Source organism: Nocardiopsis potens DSM 45234, from assembly GCF_000341105.1.
In the GTDB taxonomy this organism is placed as follows: Bacteria; Actinomycetota; Actinomycetes; order Streptosporangiales; family Streptosporangiaceae; genus Nocardiopsis_A; species Nocardiopsis_A potens.
On record NZ_ANBB01000067.1, the window covers coordinates 15374 to 37469 of the forward strand.

A 22096-nucleotide genomic window follows, 5' to 3' on the forward strand; every position below is an offset into this window, starting at 1 on the left:
CTCAGTTCACCGGGGCCAGTGTCATCAGCCCGCACCCGTAGGCCTTTGCCCGCCCCAGCCCCGCGGTGAGCATCCGGCGCAGGGCACCGGGGTCGGTGATCTCCAGGCGACCGTCGAAGGTCACACTGGTCAGGGCCACCTGGTTGGGCCTCCCGTCGGATTCGGTCTTGCCGAACCGGTGGGCGTGCCGGTCCCGGACGATCACCTCGTAGTCGTCGCCCGGGGCCCTCCTGCGCTCCTCGGGTTTGGCGGTGATCTGGAAGCCGTTGGCCTCCTGGCGCTGCAGCAGCCACCCGAGCTGGTGCCGGGGTGTGCGGTGGGCGGTGACCTTGGTCGGCTCGCCGTCCTTGCGGCGGATGCTGTGCACCGGGTTGGCCGTCAGGCGGAAGGCCCACCTCTGCCCCGACTCGAGCCGCGCAAGGAACGGCGCGTAGTCGCGGGTCTCCCAGGTCTGGGTGGTGGGCCACCCCGCCTGCTCCACGACATGGGTCAGGTCGGGGCGCTCCGGGCTGACGATGTAGCAGTAGACCTCGTCGCGGGAGTTGCGGTCGAGCCGCCAGAGCACCCGGGCCCCCGCTTCAGGGGCGGGAAGACCTTCGGCGAAGGCCTTCGTCACGGCCCCGTGCATGGCCCTGGGGGAGATCAGGAACTTGCGCGCGCCGGCGCGGGCGGTGTTGAGGCGGATCCTGGTCAGGAACATCATTCACCTCCGAGAGCGGCCATCGGGTCGTGGGCGGGTGCCGGGGGCCGGGGCGCGCCCTGGGGGTTGGCGACGGTCACCCTGATGTACTCCAGGCCGCGCATCGCGTACCGACGGTGCTCCGGAGCGAAGCTCAGCGGCAGGTCGCGCAGCTCGTGGTGGGCCGTTTCGCCTTCACGCACGTCGATCCAGGCGCCGAGCTCCACCTCCGGCTCGTGCTTGCGTTTCTCCTGGTACCACTGGGCCGCCAGCCACAGGTGGTCGTCGAGGACGCACTCCAAAGCGCCCTCCCTGACTCCCAGGGGGATCGAGCGCGCCGGAGGGCAGGAGCGCCGCCCCAGGTAGGGCAGGTAGACCGGGGCGTTGAGCGCCTCGTACAGCTCCTCCAGCAGCGCGCCGTCGCCCTCGAAGGCGGCCAGGAAAACCGCGTCGGCCAGGTAGAAGCGCTCGGAGACCGGCATGGCCTCGCCGGTGTCGGCGTGGTGGGCGGTCTGGAAGTCGCGCACCCGCACCCCCGGCTGGTCGGCGCGCACCCCGAAGCGGAGCCCGGCCAGGTCTCCGAGGTCATCGGCGCGGCTGCGACCCTGGGCCGCGGCGAGCAGGCCGATCAGCCCGCTCTTGGTCGGGGCGTTCTCGGTTGAGCGGCGGGCGAACCTGGAGGAGGACCCCCAGGACTGCAAGGGGCCGGCGAGCTGCAGGAGGAGCACGCTCATGCCGAGGTCTCCAGGCGCGCGGCCACCGCCTCGCCGACCTCTTTGACCATCTGGTCCAGGGGGAGCGGCGCGGCCAGCTTCTCGAGCTCCTCGGTGGACTCCCCCACCCGCAGCAGCCACGTCTTGGCCCCTGCGGCCCCGTAAGCGTCCTCGATCGCGGTGATGTGGGCGCGCAGCCTCCGGCAGGCCTCGGCGACCTGCCCGTTCTCCCTCCCCTGGGGCACAGGGGCCTCGAAGGCCCCGGCGAAGCTGATCGGGCGCGAGTCGCGCAGTTTGACGATGACCGCGTCAGGCAGGCTGTGGTTGGCGAAGGTGTTGGCCTTGCCGGTGGGCATGGATTCGACGAAGCAGCGCACGAACGCCTCCACTGCGCGGCGGACCGGTTCGCTGAGCGGCCGGTCGTCGCGGAGCCCGGCGCCGAGGTTGGCGCTGAGCCGGTCGACGTCGACGGCGGCGTAGCGGTAGAGCGTGGCGGCGTTGAACTCCACCGTGCCGATCATGCCGGCGCCCGGTTCGTCGTCCTTGCGGCGGTCGTCGACCGCGGTGTAGTAGTCCGACTCGATGTCGGCGGCATGCACGCTGATGGCGTGGGCGACCTGGGCGGAGGCGTCGACGTTGATGTCGGAGGAGTCGGCGACCATGCGTCCGAACAGGGCGATGTCGATCGAGTGGCCGGTGTCGGCGATCTGCTTGGCCCGCTTCTTGTTCTCCGCGTCCTTCAGGAACGCCTTGATGTCGGCGCGGCCCTGCACCGCCAGTTCGGCCAGGCCGTCGCGCTGGCGTGCGCTGAGGAACATCAGGTAGGAGGATTCGGGCGCCGGGTCCTCCTCGTCGTTCTTGCGGCGTTTGGGTTTTTCGATCTTGGAGCCGGTCGCCGCGGCCACGGTCGCGGCCGCCAGCTCCAGCGCCTCCGGATAGGGGATGTCCGCGTCGAGTCCGCAGATGCGCTCGGCGACCAGGTCGGCGACCCTCTTGGTGCGCGTCCCCAGTTCAGCGGGGTCGAGTACGTTCTTGAAGGCTTCGCGGGTCGCACGCTTCCAGGCCTGGCTGGACACGCGGGCCCGGCGCACGCCGCCGTAGACGGCCCCCTTGGGCGAGCCGGTGTCGTCGCGGTTGATGTTGCTCGGCGGGACGGTCTGCAGGACGTGCACGTCCAGAATGGTTCGGCTCACGGGGTGTCCTTGTCGGTGTCGTCGGGCTTGCGGTAGGCGTTGAAGCCGAAGTTCCAGCCGCGGCGGACCTCTGCGAGTCCTCCCGGCTGCTGGGCGCGGTGCAGGTGCTCGGCGAGCACCGCGTAGTCCAGTGGAATCCGGTGCCGGTGGAGCAGGTCCACCAGCCCGCGGAGCCGGTCGGCCATGGTCGTGACGTCGGAGGCCTTGCCCGCCTGCACGAAGCGCTGGCGCACCGGCTCGTGGACCTGCGGGCGAGTGGGGGTCCGGCCGCCGCCCCCGCCGTCGGCCGCGTCCCGGGGCCGGCTCTCCTCGTCCATGACCGCGCGCACGGCCCATCCCAGGTTGTGCAGGAGCGGGGGCCTTTTCCCGCTCGGCTTCCCCCACCGGTACATCCGCAGGTCCCAGTTGCGCAGTGATTGCTGGTGGCGGGCGTAGAGGGTGAGGGCGATGTGCGCGGCGCGAACGGGAGCATCGTCCTCCAGCCACACCTCGTCCAGGCCGTAGTCGTATCCGAGGAGCCGGGGGACGTCCTCGGGCAGCCGACCTGCCCCGGGGCGCAGCTGGGAGAGGACCTGCACGGCCATCGGGTCGTCAGGATCGCTCACATAGCCCCGCTGCAGCCACAGGAGCTGGCCGTGCACGGCGCGGCCGAAGGCGGTCAGCTCGGGCCTCCCGGCAGCCTCCTCGGCCGCCTCAGCGGTGTGCGTGGTCGTATCGGCGCTGGGCTCCACGTGTCATTCTCCAGGTTCGCTCGGTGCCTGTGTCAGGGGCAGCGCGCTGTTCAGCTCCGACCAGAACCGCCTTTCGGCCTGTCCCGCAGTCAGCCACAGGGACTCGCCGCTGTCGGTCTCGATCACCCGGCCGCTCCAGGCCGCCTCCCCCGCCGTGTCGACGAGTTCGCGGCCGATGGCGCCGATGATGCGGCGCACCTGGCGCTGCCAGTCGCGGCGCCGCTCCTGCGCATCCGCTCCGGGAACGAGGTTCTCCAGCCAGGTCCGGAAGGGCATGTCCAATCCGCCGAAGCCCCGGTCGCGGGCCTGGGCCCGGGGGGCCTCATCGTCGAGCCCCGCCGCGCGGGCGATACCGCCGGCCAGGTACCCCAGGGCGAGCACCGCCCGGTCGGCGTCGGCGACGGCGCCGACCGCCGCCCGGCGCAGCTCGGCGGCCTCCTCTGCGAGCAGGGCGATGCGCATGTTCACCCGGTCCTCGGTCACCTCGTCGATGACCGACTGCTGGGTGCCGTACCTGGCCCCCACGGTCCGCGCGGACACGAAGTGCCCCTCGTCCAGCGCCCCGTCGTTGACCAGGCGGGCCGCCCACTGCATCACCCCGGGGCGCAGCCGGGCGGCGGCCTCGCCCCGCTGGCGGCCGGCCTGGTTCTGGAGCAGCGATTCCAGCCCCCGCCAGGCGCTGCGGGTCGGGTCGTGCTCGGCGGGCATGTAGACCAGGTTCTTGCCCAGCTTCTTCTCCTGAGCGGGGCTGCGCCGCCAGGCGGTCATCGGCTCGCGCCGGTGCTGGTTGGGCGCGTCCAGCGGGTCGCCGTAGCACAGCAGGACGCCGTGGACGCCCTGGTCGTCGGCGAACAGGCGGATCCGGCGGGTCTGCCAGGTGTACAAGTCGCGCAGCCCGTAGGGGCGGTAGACCTGCTCGGGGCCGCGCAGCGCCGCCGCTCCAGCGGGGGGCATCGCCCACACCGGGCGGTCGCCGTCGTCGGTGCGGATGTCGAAATCGGAGGAGATGAGGTTGAGCAGCAGCGTCTGACGCAGGTCACCGGCTTCCAGGAACACCCCGCCCAGGTTTCCCGCCCACCCCACGCCCTGCGGGTAGCCTTTGCCGTTCTTCACCCGCTCGTCGCCCACGGCCCCGGATTTGATGCCGGAGGCGTCGAAGGCGTGGGCGTGCACGAGCCAGCGCGCCGCTTCGGCGAAGCCCAGCCGCCGGGCCCCGTGGGCGCGCATGGTGAAGAACGGCGCCCCGTTGGGCACGTCGGCGACGATGCGGTCCAGGGAAAAGTACTCTCCCTTGGCCGTGTGCAGGTCGGCGACCTGCATGAATGGCGTCGTGGGGTGCAGCAGGTCGAAGCGGTCGCGGTAGCGGTCCAGATAGGCACGGAGCCGTTCGGCGGGAAGCTCTCCGGCCTTCCACAGCTCCTGCCACTCCTCAGTGTCGGCGGGCCCGTCCAGGGCATCGTGCAGGACGGCCAGCAGCAGGCGCAGCAGAGCGAACTCCTGGGTGGGCAGGTCGCCCACCAGCCGCCGGATCGTCGGGGCCTGTTCGAAGACCTCCCTCAGCGAGAGTTCCGCTTCACCGCCATCGCACCTGCGCACCGGGATCCAGGGACGCTCGGTGAGACCGAATCCCTCACCACTGTCCATCGGTCACCTCGAGACCGTCTTCGTGGGAGTAGTGCACGTCGAACCCTGCCAGGCGGGCACGACATTCCTCGTCGAGGACGAGCAGGAGCTCGCCGGCGACCCAGTGGGCGTCCTTGCCCTGCCAGGCCGGGAAGCAGTCCCGCTCCAGCTCCCCGATCACCCGGTCGATCACATCCGGGCGCACCAGCGGGAAAGGCAGCCTGAGCGCGCTGGCGGCGGCGATCCGTGCGGCATCCTCGGGCGGGGCGAACTCGGTGGGCAGCTCGATGCCTCCCCGGTCCTCCCCCAACCCCGGAAGAGTGGTCAGGGCACCGTCGGCGCGCTGCTGGAGCACGAGGACCTCCAGGCTCTCCCCGGTGTCGCGCACCTGGGCGCGCCCGCGCGGGGTGTCGTCGGCGTCTCCGACGCCCGCCTCGACCCACCCGGTCAGCGGGCGTCCCGGCCGCGCCGGCGCGCCCAGCAGGAACGCGCGCGCGTCATCGGCCTTCTTCGCCTGCTCCAGCAAGTGTTCCTCGGCCGCCTTCCCCATCGCCTCGCCCCACTCCGGCGGACCGGCCGGACCGGGCCCATAGGCCTGCTGGACCAGGCCGTCGATGTCGTCGGGCAGGCGCACGACCCCGGTTTCCCCGCCGGCGGAGGCGGCCTCCAGGAAGGGGGCCAGAACCGCAGCCGCGCGCAGCAGGGGGTAGGGGCGGTAGACGAACTCCGAGCCCCCGTCCGGCTCGGGCGGGCACCGCTCCCAGTCCGCGCCGGTGATCAGGCACCGGGCCGTCCGCAGCCTCTTCGGGCGCTCGCTCTGCCCCTCGCCCCGCAGGTGCCGGTGGAGGCGGCCCATCCGCTGCAGCAGCAGGTCGATCGGGGCCAGGTCGGTGACCAGCAGGTCGAAGTCGATGTCCAGGGACTGCTCGGCCACCTGGCTGGCCACCACCACACGGGGGTGTGCGGGGCGCCGCCCGCCGAGTTCGGCGACCTTGGCCGGCGACCCGAAGGACGCCAGGAGCTCCCGGTCCTTTCCCGCGCGGTCCAGGTCGACGAAGCGCGCGTGTGCGACGCTCACCTCGACGTCCGTCCCCTCGAAGTGCTCGCGCAGTTCCCGGACCGCGGCGTGCACGCGCTTGACGGTGTTGCGCACGACCAGGGCGCACCCCCCGTCGGCGAGCTCCTCCCCCAGACGCCGGGACAGCAGCCACAGGTCGTCTGCGAGGCGCTCGATGTGCACCTCGGTCTTTCGCCCCGAGGTCTCAAGGGCCGCCACCCGCGGCGGGCTTCCGAGAACGGCGCTGGTGAGCAGCGGGTACCCCTCGGCCTGCTCGACCGGGTCGAACTCGGGGGCGCCGCGCCGGGCCTGGCAGTAGGCCTCCACCAGCTGCCTGCGGCGCCGCGCCGGCAGCGTCGCCGACAGGACCACCACCGGGACCCGGTAGGCGCCCAGCCAGGCGAGCACCGTGTCGAGGTAGGTGTTCATGTAGGTGTCGTAGGCGTGGGCCTCGTCGATCACCACGACCTTGCCCGCCAGGGCCAGGTGCCGCAGCGCCAGGTGGCGGCTCTTCAGACCTGCGAACAGGAGCTGGTCGATCGTTCCGGCCGCGAAGTCGGAGAGCATCCCCTTCTTGCGGCCGCGCAGCCACCGGTGGGCGACCAGTCCGCCGGAGGCCCCGCCGCGCCGGTCCGGGGAACCGTCGCGGTCGACGTCCTGCACCGGCTCCTGCCCGCCGAACAGCAGGTCGGCGTAGTGCTCGTTGAGCGCCGCCTTGGAGTGCGCCAGGAACACCGACGCCGTTCCGACCCCTTCCAGGGAGCCGATCCACTCGGTCAGGCGGGGGAACATGGCGTTGCTCGTGGCCATGGTGGGGAGCGCGATGAAGCAGCCGCCCGCCCCCGAAGCGGCGGCCAGCACCTCCGCGGCGACCAGGGCCGCCTCGGTCTTGCCTTCGCCCATCGGCGCTTCGATGACGAGCATGCCCGGTCCCTCCATGGCCCGCGCCGCCGCCAGAGCGGCCTGCTGGACCGGCCGCACCCGGGCCTCCTCCGCCCAGGAGAACCTGGCCGCGAACACCTCCTGCGCGCCGCCCCGGGGCGGGCGGGGCCGCCACGGGGCGGGCAGGGCCAGCCTCTGCAGGGCCTGGGAGACCCGCTCCGCGCCGGCGCCGCCCGCCTGCCGGAAGTAGGGGAAGAGCGCGGAGTTGGAGGCGATCCAGTCGCTGACGATGACCAGCGCGCTCAGCAGCACCTGGCCGGGCTGGGGCAGCTTGGCCGACCGCCAGGCGGGCAGGCGCCCGCCGATCCGGCAGGCGGCCGCGGCCCCGTCGAGGAGCTCGCCCTGCACCTGTCGCCAACTCTCGGTCCCGGCGGGCCCGTACAGCAGCGCCGGTTCCTGAGCCGCCTCCTGAAGGTCCATGTCGCCGGGGGGAACACCGTGGTGGCCGCCGACGACCACCGAGAACTGCTGTACCTCCCGCTTGCTCCAACCGCGGCCCTGCAGCCAGGCCGCCAGGAGGAGCTGCCCGGCCACCCCGTGGGGGGCTTTCGAGCGCTCGGTCATCTGCTCGGCGGAGTCCATCACCAGCTCGTTGGACCGCATGCCTTCGGCCAATTCGTCGACCTGGCAGGCGAAAGCCGGCGTGGCCTTGCCGATGTCATGCACCATGGCCAGCCAGACCGCCAGCCTGCGCCCGTCGGCCTCGCCATCAGGCAGCGCTTCGCCGATCCGCGCTCTGACTTGAGGCGCCAACCACTCATCCCACAGATAGGCCGCCACGCCTGCGCTGTCGCCCATGTGCCGCCACAGAGGAAGCCAGCCGCCCGAGTCCCAGTCGTGCTTGGCCCACGCGGAACGCGCCGCGGCACTCAAGTCGGTGCTCAGCCGCTGGGCGTACTCCTCGTAGGACATGGTGAGATTCAAGCGCATCCACTCTGGCGCTTTAGCGGAAACCTCATTGCTGTCCGTATCCGGCCACGCAGACAACCAGGAGACACCATCGAATCTCCTTAATCCCCGTATCCCCGTGCGCGGGGAGCAGCTCCGCACCGGCCGCCGTCGGGGCGCCGCTCTGGGACCATCCCCGCGTGCGCGGGGAGCAGAGCGCCGAGCGCACTGAGCCCGGAGCCGAGCTGTCCCAGGACGGCCCCGGCCTGGGACCATCCCCGCGTGCGCGGGGAGCAGCGGCTGCGCGACACGCTGGCCCGCGCCCGCCGGGGACCATCCCCGCGTGCGCGGGGAGCAGGGCCCATTTTTTATTTCCCCCTAGATCCGTGAGGGACCATCCCCGCGTGCGCGGGGAGCAGCGGAACTTCTCGTCGGGCGTCTTCCGGTCGCCGGGACCATCCCCGCGTGCGCGGGGAGCAGCTACCTGGTGGCCGCGTCCGGCTCGCAGGGCGGGGACCATCCCCGCGTGCGCGGGGAGCAGTCGGTGGCCAGGAGCGGGGTGCGGCTGATCCGGGGACCATCCCCGCGTGCGCGGGGAGCAGTGCTCGCGGTAGGAGAGCACCCGCCCGGCCCGGGGGACCATCCCCGCGTGCGCGGGGAGCAGTCGCCGAAGTCGGCCCGGTTCTCCCGCAGCGCGGGACCATCCCCGCGTGCGCGGGGAGCAGATCAACAACATTTGGTCGGCTGCCGTCGCGTCGGGACCATCCCCGCGTGCGCGGGGAGCAGGCCGCGATGCTGACCTCGTCGCCGGGGTGCAGGGGACCATCCCCGCGTGCGCGGGGAGCAGGGCCCGGGTTGGGTGCGGCCGGTCTGGGCGGGGGGACCATCCCCGCGTGCGCGGGGAGCAGAGCTGGGAGACCAGGTTGGCGTGGCGGGCGGGGGGACCATCCCCGCGTGCGCGGGGAGCAGGCGGACAGGGCCAGGGGGCCGTACAGGCCCGGGGGACCATCCCCGCGTGCGCGGGGAGCAGCTCCGGCGGCGCCGAGCGGCTTTTGCAGCTGCGGGACCATCCCCGCGTGCGCGGGGAGCAGGTCTACGCCGACCTGGAGCCGGTGATCGGCGTGGGACCATCCCCGCGTGCGCGGGGAGCAGTCACGCAGGAGGGCCAGGGCGCCGCCGAGCGTGGGACCATCCCCGCGTGCGCGGGGAGCAGCGCGCCGCGGTGGCCGAGGCGCTGACGGCGCGGGGACCATCCCCGCGTGCGCGGGGAGCAGCCGCGCGGGGCGGCGGTGATGGCGGCGATGCCGGGACCATCCCCGCGTGCGCGGGGAGCAGGTCAAGCCGGTTCGGTCACGATCACCCCTGCGGGGACCATCCCCGCGTGCGCGGGGAGCAGCTGCGGCCCGGCATCGAAGCCTGGCAAGTCGCGGGACCATCCCCGCGTGCGCGGGGAGCAGCGCGGTTCGGCCGCGACCTTGAGCCGGGCGCTGGGACCATCCCCGCGTGCGCGGGGAGCAGGGTCTACGGCCACGACGTGACTTCCTGGGCCGGGGACCATCCCCGCGTGCGCGGGGAGCAGTGCGACGGGCCCGAATGCATTCGACTGCTCAGGGGACCATCCCCGCGTGCGCGGGGAGCAGCGGCACCGCGCGGCGGACCAGGCGTCTCAGGAGGGACCATCCCCGCGTGCGCGGGGAGCAGAGGGATCCGGCCGCCTGCGGGGGGCGGTGGGCGGGACCATCCCCGCGTGCGCGGGGAGCAGGTCGCCGCCAACGTCGTCGTCGGCGAGGACGAGGGACCATCCCCGCGTGCGCGGGGAGCAGCGGTTAGTAATTTTTTCTCTCCCTGAAACGGGGGGACCATCCCCGCGTGCGCGGGGAGCAGACTCGTTGACCTGGCGTAATTCGCCAAGCAACCTCTTGTTTTGAACCACTTCTTCCCTCCTCTCGAACTGGCCAGGTCGCGCCCAAACCATCTCGCTGCCCCTACGACCGATGGCTCCACATGCCCATCCTGCCCTGACCACTCTGCATTTGCTCCCCAGCTGGCCGGTTGCGGGTCGCCTGGACCCCTGGGAAGGCAAGGTGCACTGCGGTCGTGTTGGACGTGTTCTCGCAGCGCGTGGTCGGGTGGGCGAACGACTCATCACCCATAGCGGCCTTGACCGCGAATGCGCTCGTGATGACCGCCGAATGGCCCCGGGAACAGCGGCCCGTTCCGATCTCGGGATGCAGTCCGGGTTTCGGGCCTTCACCCGCCACCTGGCCAAGGAATCCGGGCCGGTGTCCTCGATGGGATCGATCAGGGACCGCTACGACGACGCCGTCAGGGCGGAAGAATCGGCGCCCACAACGCGGAAGCCCCTCAGAAGCGACTCTCGACCGAGCCGCCGACCGCTGGTGAGCCCGTCCAGTAGCGTGATCGGCTCGCGGTCGCGGTACCGGCCGGGGCGGGTGCGCCAGAGCATCCGCGGCGGGGCCCGGGCCGGTAGCAGCACAGCTCGGCCACCGACGGCTCGGCCCGGGCGCTTTCGATCAGATGCAAAGCGGAGGACTGGCCGACCGGGCCCGCGGCGCCCCTCGAGCGGACGCAGTGCCGGCGGTCGGGGGCGCGGGTGTCGGTGCCCCCTCACCAAAGGCGCCCTGCTCGGACAGGACGGCCTCCCGAACGCCGCCACCGGGTAGTCCTGCCCACCACGGAACGGACGCTCAAAGCCCGATCAGGAGTCCCCTGGAGGCTCGACGCGCGCATTCTGCTCGGTCGCCTTGATCCGGGCGGCATTATGCCGGGGCGATTCGGATCTCACGCCGGTTCCGTTCGACGGTGCTCTGCGGACGCTCGGCGGAAGCTCCGGGCCACGTGTTCGAACGGGACGTCCTTCAGTACCTCTGCCGGTATCGACGCGTAATCATCGCCGAGTTCGGCGCGGAACTCGGCGGCGAACAGCAGGCCCAGCCGGTAGTACTCGCCGACGAAATCCATGTCCGGAAGCCTGAAGTCGTCCGGGACGCGCAGACCGAGCCGGGGCAATGTGTATTCCAGAAAGCCCACGACGCTGGGGATGGTCACCTCCCAGATCTCTTTCAGGCCCGGTACCCGGCCGGCGGAGGTCGGCCCGGGGCCGCTCATGGAGCGTGCGGACACGCGGCTGTCCCTGGTCAAGACCGCTTGGACGACGGCGGCGCAGTACTCGTCCTCGAATCTGAAGGCGACCGGCCACTCCCTGTCGATCAGGAGAACGTGCAGAAGGTCGTGCTTCAACACCCTGTCCTTCACCGTTCCGGCCGGTGAATGGTAAACGATGTCGAACTCGGGAAGCGCCCCCATCGACGACGTCAGAACTTCGAGAACACTAGGGGTGGCCACTGGCATACGATCAGTAGAGGACGAACTCCCCGACGGCGTCAAGTCCTTGAGCCGAGAACGGCGCCGAAAAGGCTCGGCGGCCCGGCCTCACGGCATTAGGGAAGTCCTGAAAGCGGGTTCGGCACTCGGGTGCATATCGGCGCCGTTCGGGGGCCGCCCGCGCGGCACGGCACCCATACGGTGCAATTCCGGCCGCGGGTGACGAATGGACGAAAGAAGGGCCGCGAACGGAGCGGGCCGGCCGCACCGCAGGGCGTTCCCTGCCGGGCCGGCCGCCGTGCTCCTGGCCGGGCCGCTCGGGAGGGGAGTCCGCGGTACAGGGTGCGGGGCGGGCGGAGCGGGCGGGGCGTACGGATTTTCCGGCCGGAGGTCCGAGGATTTGACCTCAACCAATATTGAGGTCTTAGTTTCGCTCCCGTGCCGCCCGGACCGCCGGGCGGGCCCCTCCGTCCCCTCTTCGAAGGACATCCCCATGGAAACCGCACGGACGCCCGGGCGCGCGGGCGCTTCCCCGCCGGCCGCCGACGGGTCCTCCTCCCGGCGCTCGCTGGCGCCCGACCTCGCCCGCGGGGTCATGCTGCTGGTCATCGCCACCGCGCACGCGCACATGTTCGCCCAGATGTCGGGTGCCCCGGGCCACGGCATCGCCGATGCCGGGGACAGGATCGCCACCGGCGCCATGACGCTCTTCGCCGACCTGCGCGGCTATCCCATGTTCGCCGCGCTGTTCGGGTACGGGCTGGCCCGGATCCACCGGCGCCGGACCGAGCAGGGCCGGGAGTGGCCGTGGACGCGGAAACTGCTGCGCCGCCGCGGGCTGTGGATGATCGCCTTCGGCGCCGTGCACGCGGCGCTGCTCTTCTTCGGCGACATCCTGGCCGTCTACGGCCTGCTCGCGCTCGCCTTCACCGGCGCGCTGCGCCTGTCCGACCGGGGGCTGCTCCGGGCCGCCTGGGCGGCGCTGGCCGTCGCCGCGGCCTCCCTGCTCGCCTTCAACCTGGCGGTGCCCCCCGGCCCCAAGCCGGAAGTGCCCGAGGGCGTCACCGCGGAGCTGTTCTTCCGGCTGTCGATGTGGCCGTTCCTGCTGGTGTTCATGCTGCTCGCCACCGCCTTCCCGTTCCTGATCGGGATGTGGGCCGGGCGCCGGCGCCTGCTGGAGCGCCCCGGGCCCTACCTGCCGCTGCTGCGCCGCACCGCGGTCATCGGCATCCCGGTGGCGGTCGCGGGCGGCCTCCCCCAGGCGCTCGTCCTGACCGGCGCGTGGGCCGACCCCTCGGGGCCGGCCGCCGCCTTCGCGAGCACGCTGCACCAGGTCAGCGGTTTCGCGGGCGGGTTCGGCTACGCGGCGCTCATCGCCCTGGCGGCGGCGCGGATCTCCGCCGGCCGCCCCGGCCCGGTCGCGACCGCGCTGGCCGCGCTCGGGCGGCGGTCGCTCACCTTCTACCTGCTGCAGTCGGTGGCCTGGGCGGTGCTGTTCGCCTCCTACGGGTTCGGCCTGGAGGTGTCCACCGCCGCCGGCGTGGCCATCGGGACGGCGGTGTGGGCGGCGACGGTCGTCCTGGCCGGCCTGATGCACCGCGCCGAGGTGAACGGCCCGGCGGAGACGGTTCTGCGCCGCCTCGCCTACGGCCCCTCGGGGCGGGCGGACTGAGCCGAGGGGCTCGGAGGAGGCCCGCTCGGGCGGGCCACCGGTCCGAGCCCGGTCCGTCCGGCCCGCGCCCGTGTCCGGGGCGCGGGCCGGACCCGTCGGGACCGATGGGGACCGATGGAGCGGGGGCTGGCGTTCCCGGGCACGGTTCAGCGGCGGCTCCGCGAAGCGGCGCCTCGGCGGAGCGGCGAAACCCTGCGGGGAGCGGGCGGCACGGCGGTTCCGGCTCCGCCCGTCGGGGCCGATGGCGGTCCGGGCGGCGGAGAGCGGGAACCGCTCGGTCTTCGCGGCGGGCGGCCGGGAAACGTCTCCGCTCCGCCGGCCCGGTCGGTGCGGCGGGGAAGCAGCAGGTGGGGGCGGGGAGGAGCGGTCGCCGGGGCGCCGTGCGCGCCGGGGCGGTCCGGGATTCCGGCGGGACGGGGGATTGACCGGCGGGTAACCGTACGGTCACCATTACTGCGCGGTAATCAGATCCGGGCGTCCCCCGCCCGCCGGTGCCGTACGCACCCCTCCCCTGCCCCTCCTATCCCCCGCCCCCCCGCGCGGCCCCCGGCCGCCCCTGGACCCAGCGAGGTCTCGCCATGCCCGCTCCCCGCCCGCTGCCCTCCGCCCCCGCCTCCCCGCGCCCCCGCACCGGGCCGCGGCGCGCGCTGCGCACCGCCGCCCTGCCCCTCACCGCCGCGGCCGCGCTCGGGCTGTCCGCCCTGGCCGCCGCCCCCGCCTCGGCCGACCCCGCTCCGGCCGAGGTCTCCCACTACGTCGCGCTCGGCGACTCGTTCACCGCCGGCCCCGGCATCCCCGAGGAGACCGACCAGAACTGCTCCCGCTCCGACCGCAACTACCCGACGCTCACCGCCGCCTCGCTGTCCCCCGCCGCCTTCACCGACGTCAGCTGCAGCGGCGCGACCACCGAGCACATGACCGGCCCGCAGGGGTCGGCCCCGCCGCAGCTGGACGCGCTGGACGCCGGGACCGACCTGGTGACGCTGGGGGTCGGCGGCAACGACGTCGGCTTCGCCGGCATCATCGCCCGCTGCGTGCTGCTGGGCGGGCTCGACCCGAGCGGCGAGCCGTGCAAGGACAGCTACACCTCGGGCGGCACCGACGAGCTCGCCGAGCGGGTGGAGGAGACCGCGCCCAAGATCGACGCGGTGCTGGAGGGGATCGCGGAGCGCTCCCCGCAGGCGCGGGTGCTGGTCGTCGGCTACCCGGTGATCCTGCCCGACGACGGCTCCAACTGCCACTCCACCGTGCCCATCGCGGCCGGCGACGCCCCCTGGCTGCGCGACACCGAGAAGCACCTGAACACCATGCTCGCCGAGCGCGCCGAGGCGCACGGCGCCGAGTACGTGGACACCTACACCGGCTCCGTCGGGCACGACCTGTGCAAGCCCGCCGACGTGCGCTGGATCGAGCCCCTGGAGGGCGTCGACGCCGACCCCGTGCACCCCAACGCCGCCGGGCACGAGGCGATGGCCGGGGCGGTCCTCGGCACCGCCGCCCCCGCACCGGCCCCGGTCCCGGCCGACCTGCCCTGACCGGAAGGGTGCCCGGCGGGGCCCTGACCGGGGCGCCGGCCGCGCCCCGGGAGGCGGCCGGCGCGATGGCCGGGCCCGCGCGTCGAGCGGGCTCGGAGCGGTGAGCGGGGCGCGGCGGACCGCGTCCGCCGGGTCCCGAACGCGCACCGGGCGGGCCCGTGCGGGTGCCGGGCCGGGAGCGGCCGCCGCCGGGCGGGCCCGCCGTGGAGGCGCGTCCGGCGGTGCTCCCCCGGCGGCGGTGCGCGCCCGGCGGGGCTTCCCGGCGCCGGCGCTCCTCCGGGGGCGCCGGGCCCGGGGCCGGTCAGGGAGTGACGATCGGGAAGTCCGGGTCCGGGTCGTCCAGCACCGCCGTCAGGCGCTGCAGCACCGCCCGGTCGCCCTCGGTCCGCACGTCGGCGGTGTCTCCCGCCCCGGTGAGCAGGGCGAACAGCTCCGCCTTGGTGAGCGTGACGGACAGGTCCGCGGCGGGGCCGCCGTCCTGCGCCCTGCGGTGCGTCAGCGCCCCGTTGGCCAGCGTCATCCGGTGGCGCTCCCCGGTGTCGGTGATGTGCCAGTCCACGGTGAGGCGCTCGTCCCAGGCCTTGGGCCCGTCGACCCGGACGGCCGCCGAGTCGAAGAGCTGCTCCGCGCTCAGCCCGGCGGCCATGCCCTGGGCGAACCCGAACGGGTTGGGCGTGATCCCGTCGCGCAGCTCCTTGGCGCCCATCAGGTAGAAGTTGCGCCAGGTGCCGCACTCGGCGCCCTGGCCGAGGCTCTGGTAGACGCCGGCCAGCGCGCTCTTGGCGCCGGCGTGGCCGGGGTCGGCGAACACGGCGTGGTCGAGCAGCGTCGCGGCGAACCGCAGGTCGCCGTCGCGGGCGTAGGCGCCGGCCTTCTCCACCACGGCGTCGGTGCCGCCCATGCAGTCCACGTAGCGCCGGGCGAGTTCGGCCGGCGGGTGCTCCCACAGGTGGGCGGGGTTGCCGTCGAACCACCCCATGTAGCGCTGGTAGACGGCCTTCACGTTGTGCGAGACCGACCCGTAGTAGCCGCGGGCGTGCCAGGCCTTGGCCAGGGCCGGGGGGAGTTCGATCCGCTCGGCGATCTCGGGCCCGGTCAGGCCCTGGTTGAGCATGCGGAGCGTCTGGTCGTGCAGGTAGGCGTAGAGGTCGCGCTGCTCGGTCAGGAAGCGGGCGATGTTCTCCGCGCCCCAGGTGGGCCAGTGGTGGGAGCCGAAGGAGACGTCGCTGCCCTCGGCGAACAGGGCGACGGCCTCGTCCAGGTAGCGGGCCCACACCCGGGCGTCGCGCACCAGCGCGCCGCGCAGCGTGAGGATGTTGTGCAGGTTGTGGCTGGCGTTCTCGGCCATGCACAGCGCCCGCAGGTCCGGGAAGTGGAAGTTCATCTCCGCCGGGGCCTCGGTGCCCGGCGTGACCTGGAAGACGATCCGGACGCCGTCGACGGTCTCCTGCTGCCCGGTGCGGGTGACGTCGAGGGTGGGCGGGATCAGCGACACCGTCCCGGTCGAGGCGGTCTGGCCCAGCCCGGTGCCGATCATCCCCTCCGGGCCGCGGTCCAGCGCCGCGCCGGTGTGGTACATCCCGCGGCGGGCCATGGCGGTGCCGGCGTAGACGTTCTCCGAGACGGCGTGCTCGGTGAAGCCCTCGGGGGCCAGGATCGGGACGCCGGCCGGGTTGTCCGCGGGGAGGATCCCCTCCGCGCCGCCGAAGTGGTCCACGTGGGAGTGGGTGTAGATCATCCCGGTGACGGGGCGGTCGCCCCGGTGCGCCCGGTACAGGGCCAGCGCGGCGGCGGCCGGCTCGCTCGACACCAGGGGGTCGATGACGATGACCCCGGTGTCGCCCTCGACCAGGGTCATGTTGGACAGGTCGAGGCCGCGCACCTGGTAGACGCCCTCGGTGACCCGGTACAGGCCCTGCCTGGCGCACAGCTGCGACTGGCGCCACAGCGAGGGGTTCGCGGTCGGAGGGCACTCGCCCTGCAGGAAGGAGAAGACGTCGTTGTCCCAGACGACCCGCCCGTGCGCGTCCTCGACCACCCCCGGGGTGAGGGAGGCGATGAAGCCGCGGTCGGCGTCGTCGAAGTCGGCCCGGTCGCCGAAGTCGAGTTGAGTCATGGTGGGGACGGTCGCCATGGACGGGGCGGGGGAAAACCCGCGGCGGGTCAAATCTTCCTCCGGCCCGGGCCCGCGGGAGGGCCGCGGCTCCGCGCCCGCCCAGGGTCTCCCCCGGGTTCGGCAATGCCCGACGTGTCCTGCGCGGCGCCGGGCCGGGGCGGGGCGACACTCGGGCCTGTGCTGAGCGGTTTGATCGGGAGCGTGCTGCCCGCCGAGAAGCTCCGCTCCCAGCGGGAGATGGCGGAGGAGCTGGACCCGTCCTCGGGCGACCGGTCGGGCAAGCGCTCGGCGTTCTGGACGATGCTGGTGCTGTCGGCGGTCATCGCGGCGGCGGGGGTGTTCACCGATTCGACGGCCACGGTGATCGGGGCGATGATCATCGCCCCGCTCTCCACCCCCATCATGGGGATCGCCCTGGGGGTGGTGCGGCGGCGCCGGACCGGGGCGGCGGCCCGGGCGGTCGTCTCCGGGTGCCTGGTGGTGATCGGCGTGGGCGTGCTGTTCTCGGCGCTGGTCCCCGGCGGCTACGACCTGCTCTCCAACAGCCAGGTGGCGGGGCGGACCTCGCCGGGGGTGATGGACCTGGTCGCGGCCGTGGCGACCGGGCTGGCCGGGGCGGTGGCGCTCTCCCGGCGCGACGTGGCGGCGGTGCTGCCCGGGGTGGCGATCGCCATCTCCCTGGTCCCGCCGCTGGTGGTGGCCGGGGTCTGCCTGGGGCGGTTCGCCGGCTGGCTGGCGCTCGGCGCGCTGGTGCTGTTCCTGTCCAACCTGCTGGCGCTGGTCTTCGCCGGGATGGTGGTCTTCGCCGCCGCCGGGTACGGGGGCCGGGCCGGCCGGGAGGAGGGGGCGGTCCCGCGCCGGACGTACACGGTGCTGGGCGTGCTGTTCGCCGCGGTCTTCGTGCCGCTGGCCGCCAACACCGCGTTCACGCTGATGATCGGCGTCTGGACGGACCGGGCCGAGGAGCAGGCCGAGCAGTGGCTGGCCGGGCGCGAGGGGGCGTCGGTGACACGGGTGTACACGGCCTCCAAGACGATGCACATCGAGGTCCGGGTGCCGGGCGAGCCGCCGCCGGTGGAGGAGCTGATCGCCCGCCTGGACGGGCGGGTGCCCGACGGCGTCCCGGTGGTGGTGGAGACGGCGCGCGGCGAGCGGATCGACGCCGGCCGGACCGGCGGCTGACCCGCCCCCGTCCCGAGCGATGATCTCGGCGTTGCGGCCCTGTCCGAGCGCTCCGATAGGGCCGCAGCGCCAAGGTCATCGGGAAGGAGCATCCGGGGGGTCGCCGAGCAGCGCGCGCACGCCCGAGCGGACCGACCAGAACACGCGGTCGCGGCCGATGTCGTCGAGCAGCCCCGTCCGCTCCAGCACCGCCCGGACCGGCGCCTTGGCGCGGGCCAGCGCCAGCGCGGTGCCGTGCGCGGCCAGCTCCGAGCGCAGGTCCCGGAGCATGTCCGCGGCGGTGGCGTCGACGTGGGTGACGGCCTCCATGTTGACCAGCAGGAAGCGGACCGGCCCGTCGGCGCCCTCGACCAGCCCGCGCGCCCGCGCCGCGAAGTAGGGGGCGTTGGCGAAGAACAGCGGGGCGTCGAACCGGTAGACGATCAGCCCTTCGTGGGTGTCGGCCCCGTGCACGGCGGCGTCCCGGTAGCCGTCGATGCCCTCGGCGGTGCCCAGCACCGCGTCGTGCGGGCGCACCGCCCGGTAGACGAACACGCCCAGGGAGAGCAGGACCGCCACCCCCACCCCGGGGAGGACGCCCAGGGCGAGGACGGCGGCGAAGGCGCACACCGCCAGGGCGGCCTCGGCGTCGCCGGCCCGGCGCAGCCGCAGCAGCGAGGCCGCGTCCAGCAGGCTCAGCGAGGCGACGATGATGACCACGCCCAGGGCGGCGGTGGGCAGCGGCCGCAGCAGCGGCATCGCCAGGGCCGCGAGCAGCGCCACGACCGCGGCCGCGGTCACCCCCACGACCTGGGAGGACCCTCCGGTGGAGGCGCCGAGCGCGGTCCGCGAGGCGCTGGAGCCGACCGGGAAGGCCTGGGTGAGGCCGGCCGACAGGTTCGCCGCGCCCAGGGCGGTCAGCTCCCGGTTCGGGTCGACCGGGTAGCCGGAGCGGCGCGCGTAGCCCCGGGAGATCGCGGCGGCGTCGGCGAAGCCGACCAGGGCCAGGCCCAGGGCGGGCACGACCAGGGCGGCCAGGTCCGCCGGGGCCGCCGCGGGCAGGGCGAGCGGGGGCAGGCCGCCGCCGACGGCGCCGACCACGGCCACCCCGAAGGAGTCCAGGTCCAGCAGGGCGGAGGCCGCCGTGGCGGCGGCGACCACGGCCAGTGTGGCGGGCAGCACCGGCGCCCAGCGGCGCAGCGCCAGCGCGAGGACGAGCAGGGCCGCGCTGAGCAGCAGCGTCGGCGGGTGCGTGCGGCCGATGCCGGCGGCCAGCCGCCACAGCGTCGGGAAGAACCCCGAGAAGGCGACCGGGATGCCGAGCACCTTGCCGAGCTGGCCGGCGATGATGATCAGCGCGGTGCCGTTGACGAAGCCGAGCAGCACCGGCTTGGACAGGAAGTCGGCCATGAACCCGAGCCTGAGCAGCCCCGCGGCGACGTAGACCGCCCCCGTCATCAGGGCCAGCGCGGTGGCCAGCGCCGCGTACCGGCCGGTGTCGCCCTGCGCGAGCGGGGCGACGATGCTCAGCGTCAGCGCGGCGAGCACGCTCTCCGGGCCGACCACCAGGTGCCGAGAGGATCCGAGCAGGGCGTAGACGGCCAGGGGCAGCAGGGTGCCGTAGACCCCGGCCATCGGCGGCAGCCCGGCCAGCTCGCTCATGGCCAGGCCGGCCGGGACCGCCACCGCCCCCACGGTCACCCCGGCGACCAGGTCCCGGACCAGCCGCGCCCGGTCGTGCCCGCCGGGCCTGCGCATGCCCGGCGGCAGGAGGCGCCGCCACCGGCCCCCGCCCGCCCCGCTCCCGCCGGGCCGCGGCCCGGCGGCGCCGGCCGGGCTCACTCCCGCCCCTCGGCGCGGTGCGCCTCGCGCAGCGCGGTGTCGACGTCGGGGTAGAGGCCCTCCCGGTCGCCGAGCAGGTCCCGGACCTGGCCGATGTCGCGGGCGACGGCCAGCACCGCCCCCTCCGCGCGCAGCCGCCGGCCCAGTTCGCGGAGCATGCGCACGGCCGTGGCGTCGACGAAGGGGACCGTTTTCGCGTCCAGGACGACCGTGCGGGCGCCGCGCTCCCGGGCCATGGCCAGGATCCGCTCGCGGACGCGGTCGCTGTCGGCGAAGAACAGGCCGCCCTCCACCCGCACCACCAGGGCTCCGGGCGCGGGCTCGTCGGAGGGGGCGCGGGAGAGGTCGGTCCACCGGCCCGTGCGCGGGTCGCGGCCGAGTTCGGCGATGTTGGGCCGGGAGGCCCGGTAGAGCAGGAGCAGCAGCGAGGCGGCGACGCCGAGGAGCAGGCCGCGCAGGGTGCCCAGGACCAGGACGCCGAGCAGGGCGGCCACGGCGGCGATCAGGTCGGCGCGGGCGGCGGGCCCGTAGACCGCGACGAGCCTGCGGGTGGCCATCCCGTACAGGTCGCGGAAGGCGCGGACGTCGATCAGCTCCAGGACGGCGGCGATGACCACCGCCGCCAGCACGGCCTGGGGCAGCTTCTCGAACAGGCCGGTGAGGAAGAGCAGGGTCACCACCGTGAGCAGGGCGGCGGTCAGGCCGGAGACCTGGGAGCGGGCGCCGGCGGCGCCGTTGACGGCGGTCTTGGACAGGCTGCCGTTGACGACCATGCCCGAGCACAGGCCGGCGGCGGCGTTGGCGCCGCCCATCCCGATCAGCTCGCGGTCGGTGTCGACGGTGTCGCCGGTCTCGGCGGCGTAGGTCTTGGCGGCGCCGAGCCCTTCGGCGAAGCCGACCAGCGCGATGCCGGCCGCGCCCGCGGCCAGGTCCGCGTAGGCCCCCAGCGGCACGTCGGGCGGGCCGAGGGCGGGCAGGCCCGCGGGCAGGGCGCCCACGACTCCCACCCCGGCCCGGTCCAGGGAGAGCAGGGCGGTGGCGCCGATGCCGGCCAGCACCACCGCGAGGGAGGCGGGGAAGACCGGCAGCAGCCGTTTGAGCAGCAGCAGGGCGGCCAGGGCGCAGCCGCCGACCGCGAGGGTCGGCCAGTGCGGGTCGGCCGCCGCCGCGGCCAGCCCGGCCAGCTGCGCGAAGAACTCCCCCTCGGCGCCCTCCACCCCGATCAGCTCGGGCAGCTGCCCGGCGATGATGGTCAGGGCGATGCCGACGACGAAGCCCTTGAGCACCGGCTGGGAGATGAAGGCGGCCAGGAAGCCCAGCCGCAGCAGCCCAGCGGCCAGGGCGATCGCGCCGGTGGCCAGGGCCAGCGCGGCGGACAGTGCGGCCGCGCCGGCGCCGGTCGCGGCGGCGCCGCCCACCACGACCGCCGAGAGCGCCGCGGTCGCCGACATCGGCCCCACCACCAGCTGGCGCGAGGAGCCCAGCAGGGCGTACAGGAGCAGCGCGGCCGGGGCCGCGTACAGGCCGACGACCGGCGGGACCCCGGCGATGGCGGCGTAGGCGATGGCCTCGGGGACCAGGACCGCCCACACGGTGGCGCCGGCCAGGACGTCGCCGCGGAGCAGGGCGGGCCGGTAGCCGCGCAGCGTCGGCGGGACGAGGGCGGAGGCCCGGAGGGCGCCCCGGCCGCCGCGGTCCTTGCTCGGTCTCACCCGGGCCGCTCCTTCGGACGGTGGCGGTGGTGGAGGCCCGGCGCCCTGCTCCGGTGGGAGCGGTGCCGGGCCGCCGCGCGAACGCGCCCCGGGCGGGGAGGCGGCGCGGAGTGCGGTGCTCCGGGCCGCGCCCGGCCCCGGGCGGGGGGAGGAGTGGTCAGGAGCGCAGGGCCTCGACCAGCGCCTGCTCGTCGTCCTTGGTGAGGTTGGTCTGGATGACCACCGGGTCGAGGGGTTTGAACGCCTCGACGACCCGGTCCCGGGTGGCGGAGCGGGCGAGGAGGAAGACGGCGGCGCGGCCCTGCTCGAGTTCGGCGCCGATCCGCTTGATCATGTTGTCGTCGATGCCGATGTCGCCGAGCTTTCCGGCGATGGCCCCGGAGGCGGCGCCTGCGGCCAGGCCCAGCAGCGGGTTGAGGAAGAGCAGTCCGATGAGGGTGCCCCAGAGCGCGCCGGAGGCGGCGCCGGCGCCGGTGAGGTTGACGGTCTGGTGGATCCGCGGGCGCCCCTTGGCGTCCTTGTGGACGTAGGCGGCGTCCTCCAGCTGCAGCAGCTCCTGCTGTCCCAGCTCGCCCGCGATGTCCAGGGCCCGTTCGGCGGTCTCGGTGTCGGCGACGCCGAGCACGACCAGGTGCGACATGCGTTTCCTCCTTTACTCGGGTGGGGGCCTGCGGGCCCCGGTTCCGGGGGGTTCCCGAGCTTTTCCCGCCTTAATGCCATGGGCAGGGAAAACACCGGCGTTCCGGGCCTCTGCCGCCGGCGGCGCCGGTGCCGGGGTTCCGGAGGTCCGCTCCGGCCGGCCCCCGCGGCCCACCGGGCGGACGGGGCCCGGTGTTCAGGTCGGGGAGTGATCCGGCTTCCCGTGCGGCCGGGCACAGCCGGCCGGT

Annotated in this window: 14 protein-coding genes and 1 CRISPR repeat array; of the genes, 3 read left to right on the forward strand and 11 right to left on the reverse strand. The window is 74.2% G+C overall.

The features are described from left to right. Position 1 precedes the first annotated feature (1 nt). The 7 genes from cas6e to D459_RS0126005 form a co-directional block, all read right to left on the reverse strand. The gene (gene cas6e, locus D459_RS0125975) at positions 2-700 is read right to left on the reverse strand and encodes a type I-E CRISPR-associated protein Cas6/Cse3/CasE (protein WP_017595923.1); all 699 of its coding nucleotides are present in this window, start codon (positions 698-700) and stop codon (positions 2-4) included. Further along, a complete protein-coding gene (cas5e, locus tag D459_RS0125980) occupies positions 700-1413 on the reverse strand; it encodes a type I-E CRISPR-associated protein Cas5/CasD (RefSeq protein ID WP_017595924.1) in 714 nt (237 codons plus the stop codon). Before cas5e ends, cas6e begins: the two co-directional genes overlap by 1 nt. Beyond that, entirely contained in the window at positions 1410-2585 is a 1176-nt protein-coding gene (cas7e, locus tag D459_RS0125985) for a type I-E CRISPR-associated protein Cas7/Cse4/CasC (protein ID WP_017595925.1), read from the reverse strand. Before cas7e ends, cas5e begins: the two co-directional genes overlap by 4 nt. After that, a complete protein-coding gene (casB, locus tag D459_RS0125990) occupies positions 2582-3316 on the reverse strand; it encodes a type I-E CRISPR-associated protein Cse2/CasB (protein WP_017595926.1) in 735 nt (244 codons plus the stop codon). Before casB ends, cas7e begins: the two co-directional genes overlap by 4 nt. A 3-nt stretch (positions 3317-3319) precedes the next feature. Then, a complete protein-coding gene (gene casA / locus D459_RS0125995; protein ID WP_026120768.1) occupies positions 3320-4960 on the reverse strand; it encodes a type I-E CRISPR-associated protein Cse1/CasA in 1641 nt (546 codons plus the stop codon). Continuing rightward, positions 4947-7850, reverse strand: coding sequence for a CRISPR-associated helicase/endonuclease Cas3 (locus tag D459_RS0126000; RefSeq protein WP_040711121.1), 2904 nt, complete (start codon positions 7848-7850; stop codon positions 4947-4949). Before D459_RS0126000 ends, casA begins: the two co-directional genes overlap by 14 nt. Positions 7851-8012: 162 nt before the next feature. Then, positions 8013-9710: a CRISPR direct-repeat array (repeat unit 29 nt; unit sequence GGGACCATCCCCGCGTGCGCGGGGAGCAG). Between the two features lie 918 nt (positions 9711-10628). Beyond that, positions 10629-11198 (reverse strand): hypothetical protein, encoded by a 570-nt coding sequence (locus tag D459_RS0126005; RefSeq protein WP_152523114.1) that lies wholly within the window; start codon positions 11196-11198, stop codon positions 10629-10631. Positions 11199-11664: 466 nt separating this feature from the next. On the opposite strand from D459_RS0126005, the gene D459_RS0126010 reads away from it, so the two are divergent. Together D459_RS0126010 and D459_RS0126015 are read left to right on the forward strand one after the other, a co-directional pair. Then, the gene (locus tag D459_RS0126010; protein WP_017595930.1) at positions 11665-12843 is read left to right on the forward strand and encodes a DUF418 domain-containing protein; all 1179 of its coding nucleotides are present in this window, start codon (positions 11665-11667) and stop codon (positions 12841-12843) included. A gap of 578 nt (positions 12844-13421) precedes the next feature. Further along, positions 13422-14378, forward strand: a complete 957-nt coding sequence (locus D459_RS0126015) for an SGNH/GDSL hydrolase family protein (protein WP_017595931.1) — start codon at positions 13422-13424, stop codon at positions 14376-14378. A 301-nt stretch (positions 14379-14679) separates the two neighbouring features. On the opposite strand, the gene D459_RS0126020 is transcribed toward D459_RS0126015, so the two are convergent. Beyond that, complete coding sequence (locus D459_RS0126020) at positions 14680-16494, reverse strand: alkyl/aryl-sulfatase (protein ID WP_026120771.1); 1815 nt, start codon at positions 16492-16494, stop codon at positions 14680-14682. Between the two features lie 177 nt (positions 16495-16671). Here D459_RS0126020 and D459_RS0126025 point away from each other — a divergent pair, with 177 nt between their 5' ends. Continuing rightward, positions 16672-17676: a DUF389 domain-containing protein gene (locus tag D459_RS0126025; RefSeq protein WP_026120772.1), complete on the forward strand. Its 1005-nt coding sequence runs from the start codon at positions 16672-16674 to the stop codon at positions 17674-17676. A 75-nt stretch (positions 17677-17751) separates the two neighbouring features. On the opposite strand, the gene D459_RS0126030 is transcribed toward D459_RS0126025, so the two are convergent. The 3 genes from D459_RS0126030 to D459_RS0126040 form a co-directional block, all read right to left on the reverse strand. Further along, the gene (locus D459_RS0126030) at positions 17752-19413 is read right to left on the reverse strand and encodes a SulP family inorganic anion transporter (protein WP_152523115.1); all 1662 of its coding nucleotides are present in this window, start codon (positions 19411-19413) and stop codon (positions 17752-17754) included. A gap of 80 nt (positions 19414-19493) precedes the next feature. After that, positions 19494-21209, reverse strand: coding sequence for a SulP family inorganic anion transporter (locus tag D459_RS0126035; protein WP_017595935.1), 1716 nt, complete (start codon positions 21207-21209; stop codon positions 19494-19496). A 157-nt stretch (positions 21210-21366) separates the two neighbouring features. Beyond that, positions 21367-21849, reverse strand: a complete 483-nt coding sequence (locus D459_RS0126040) for a DUF1269 domain-containing protein (protein WP_017595936.1) — start codon at positions 21847-21849, stop codon at positions 21367-21369. Positions 21850-22096 lie beyond the last annotated feature (247 nt).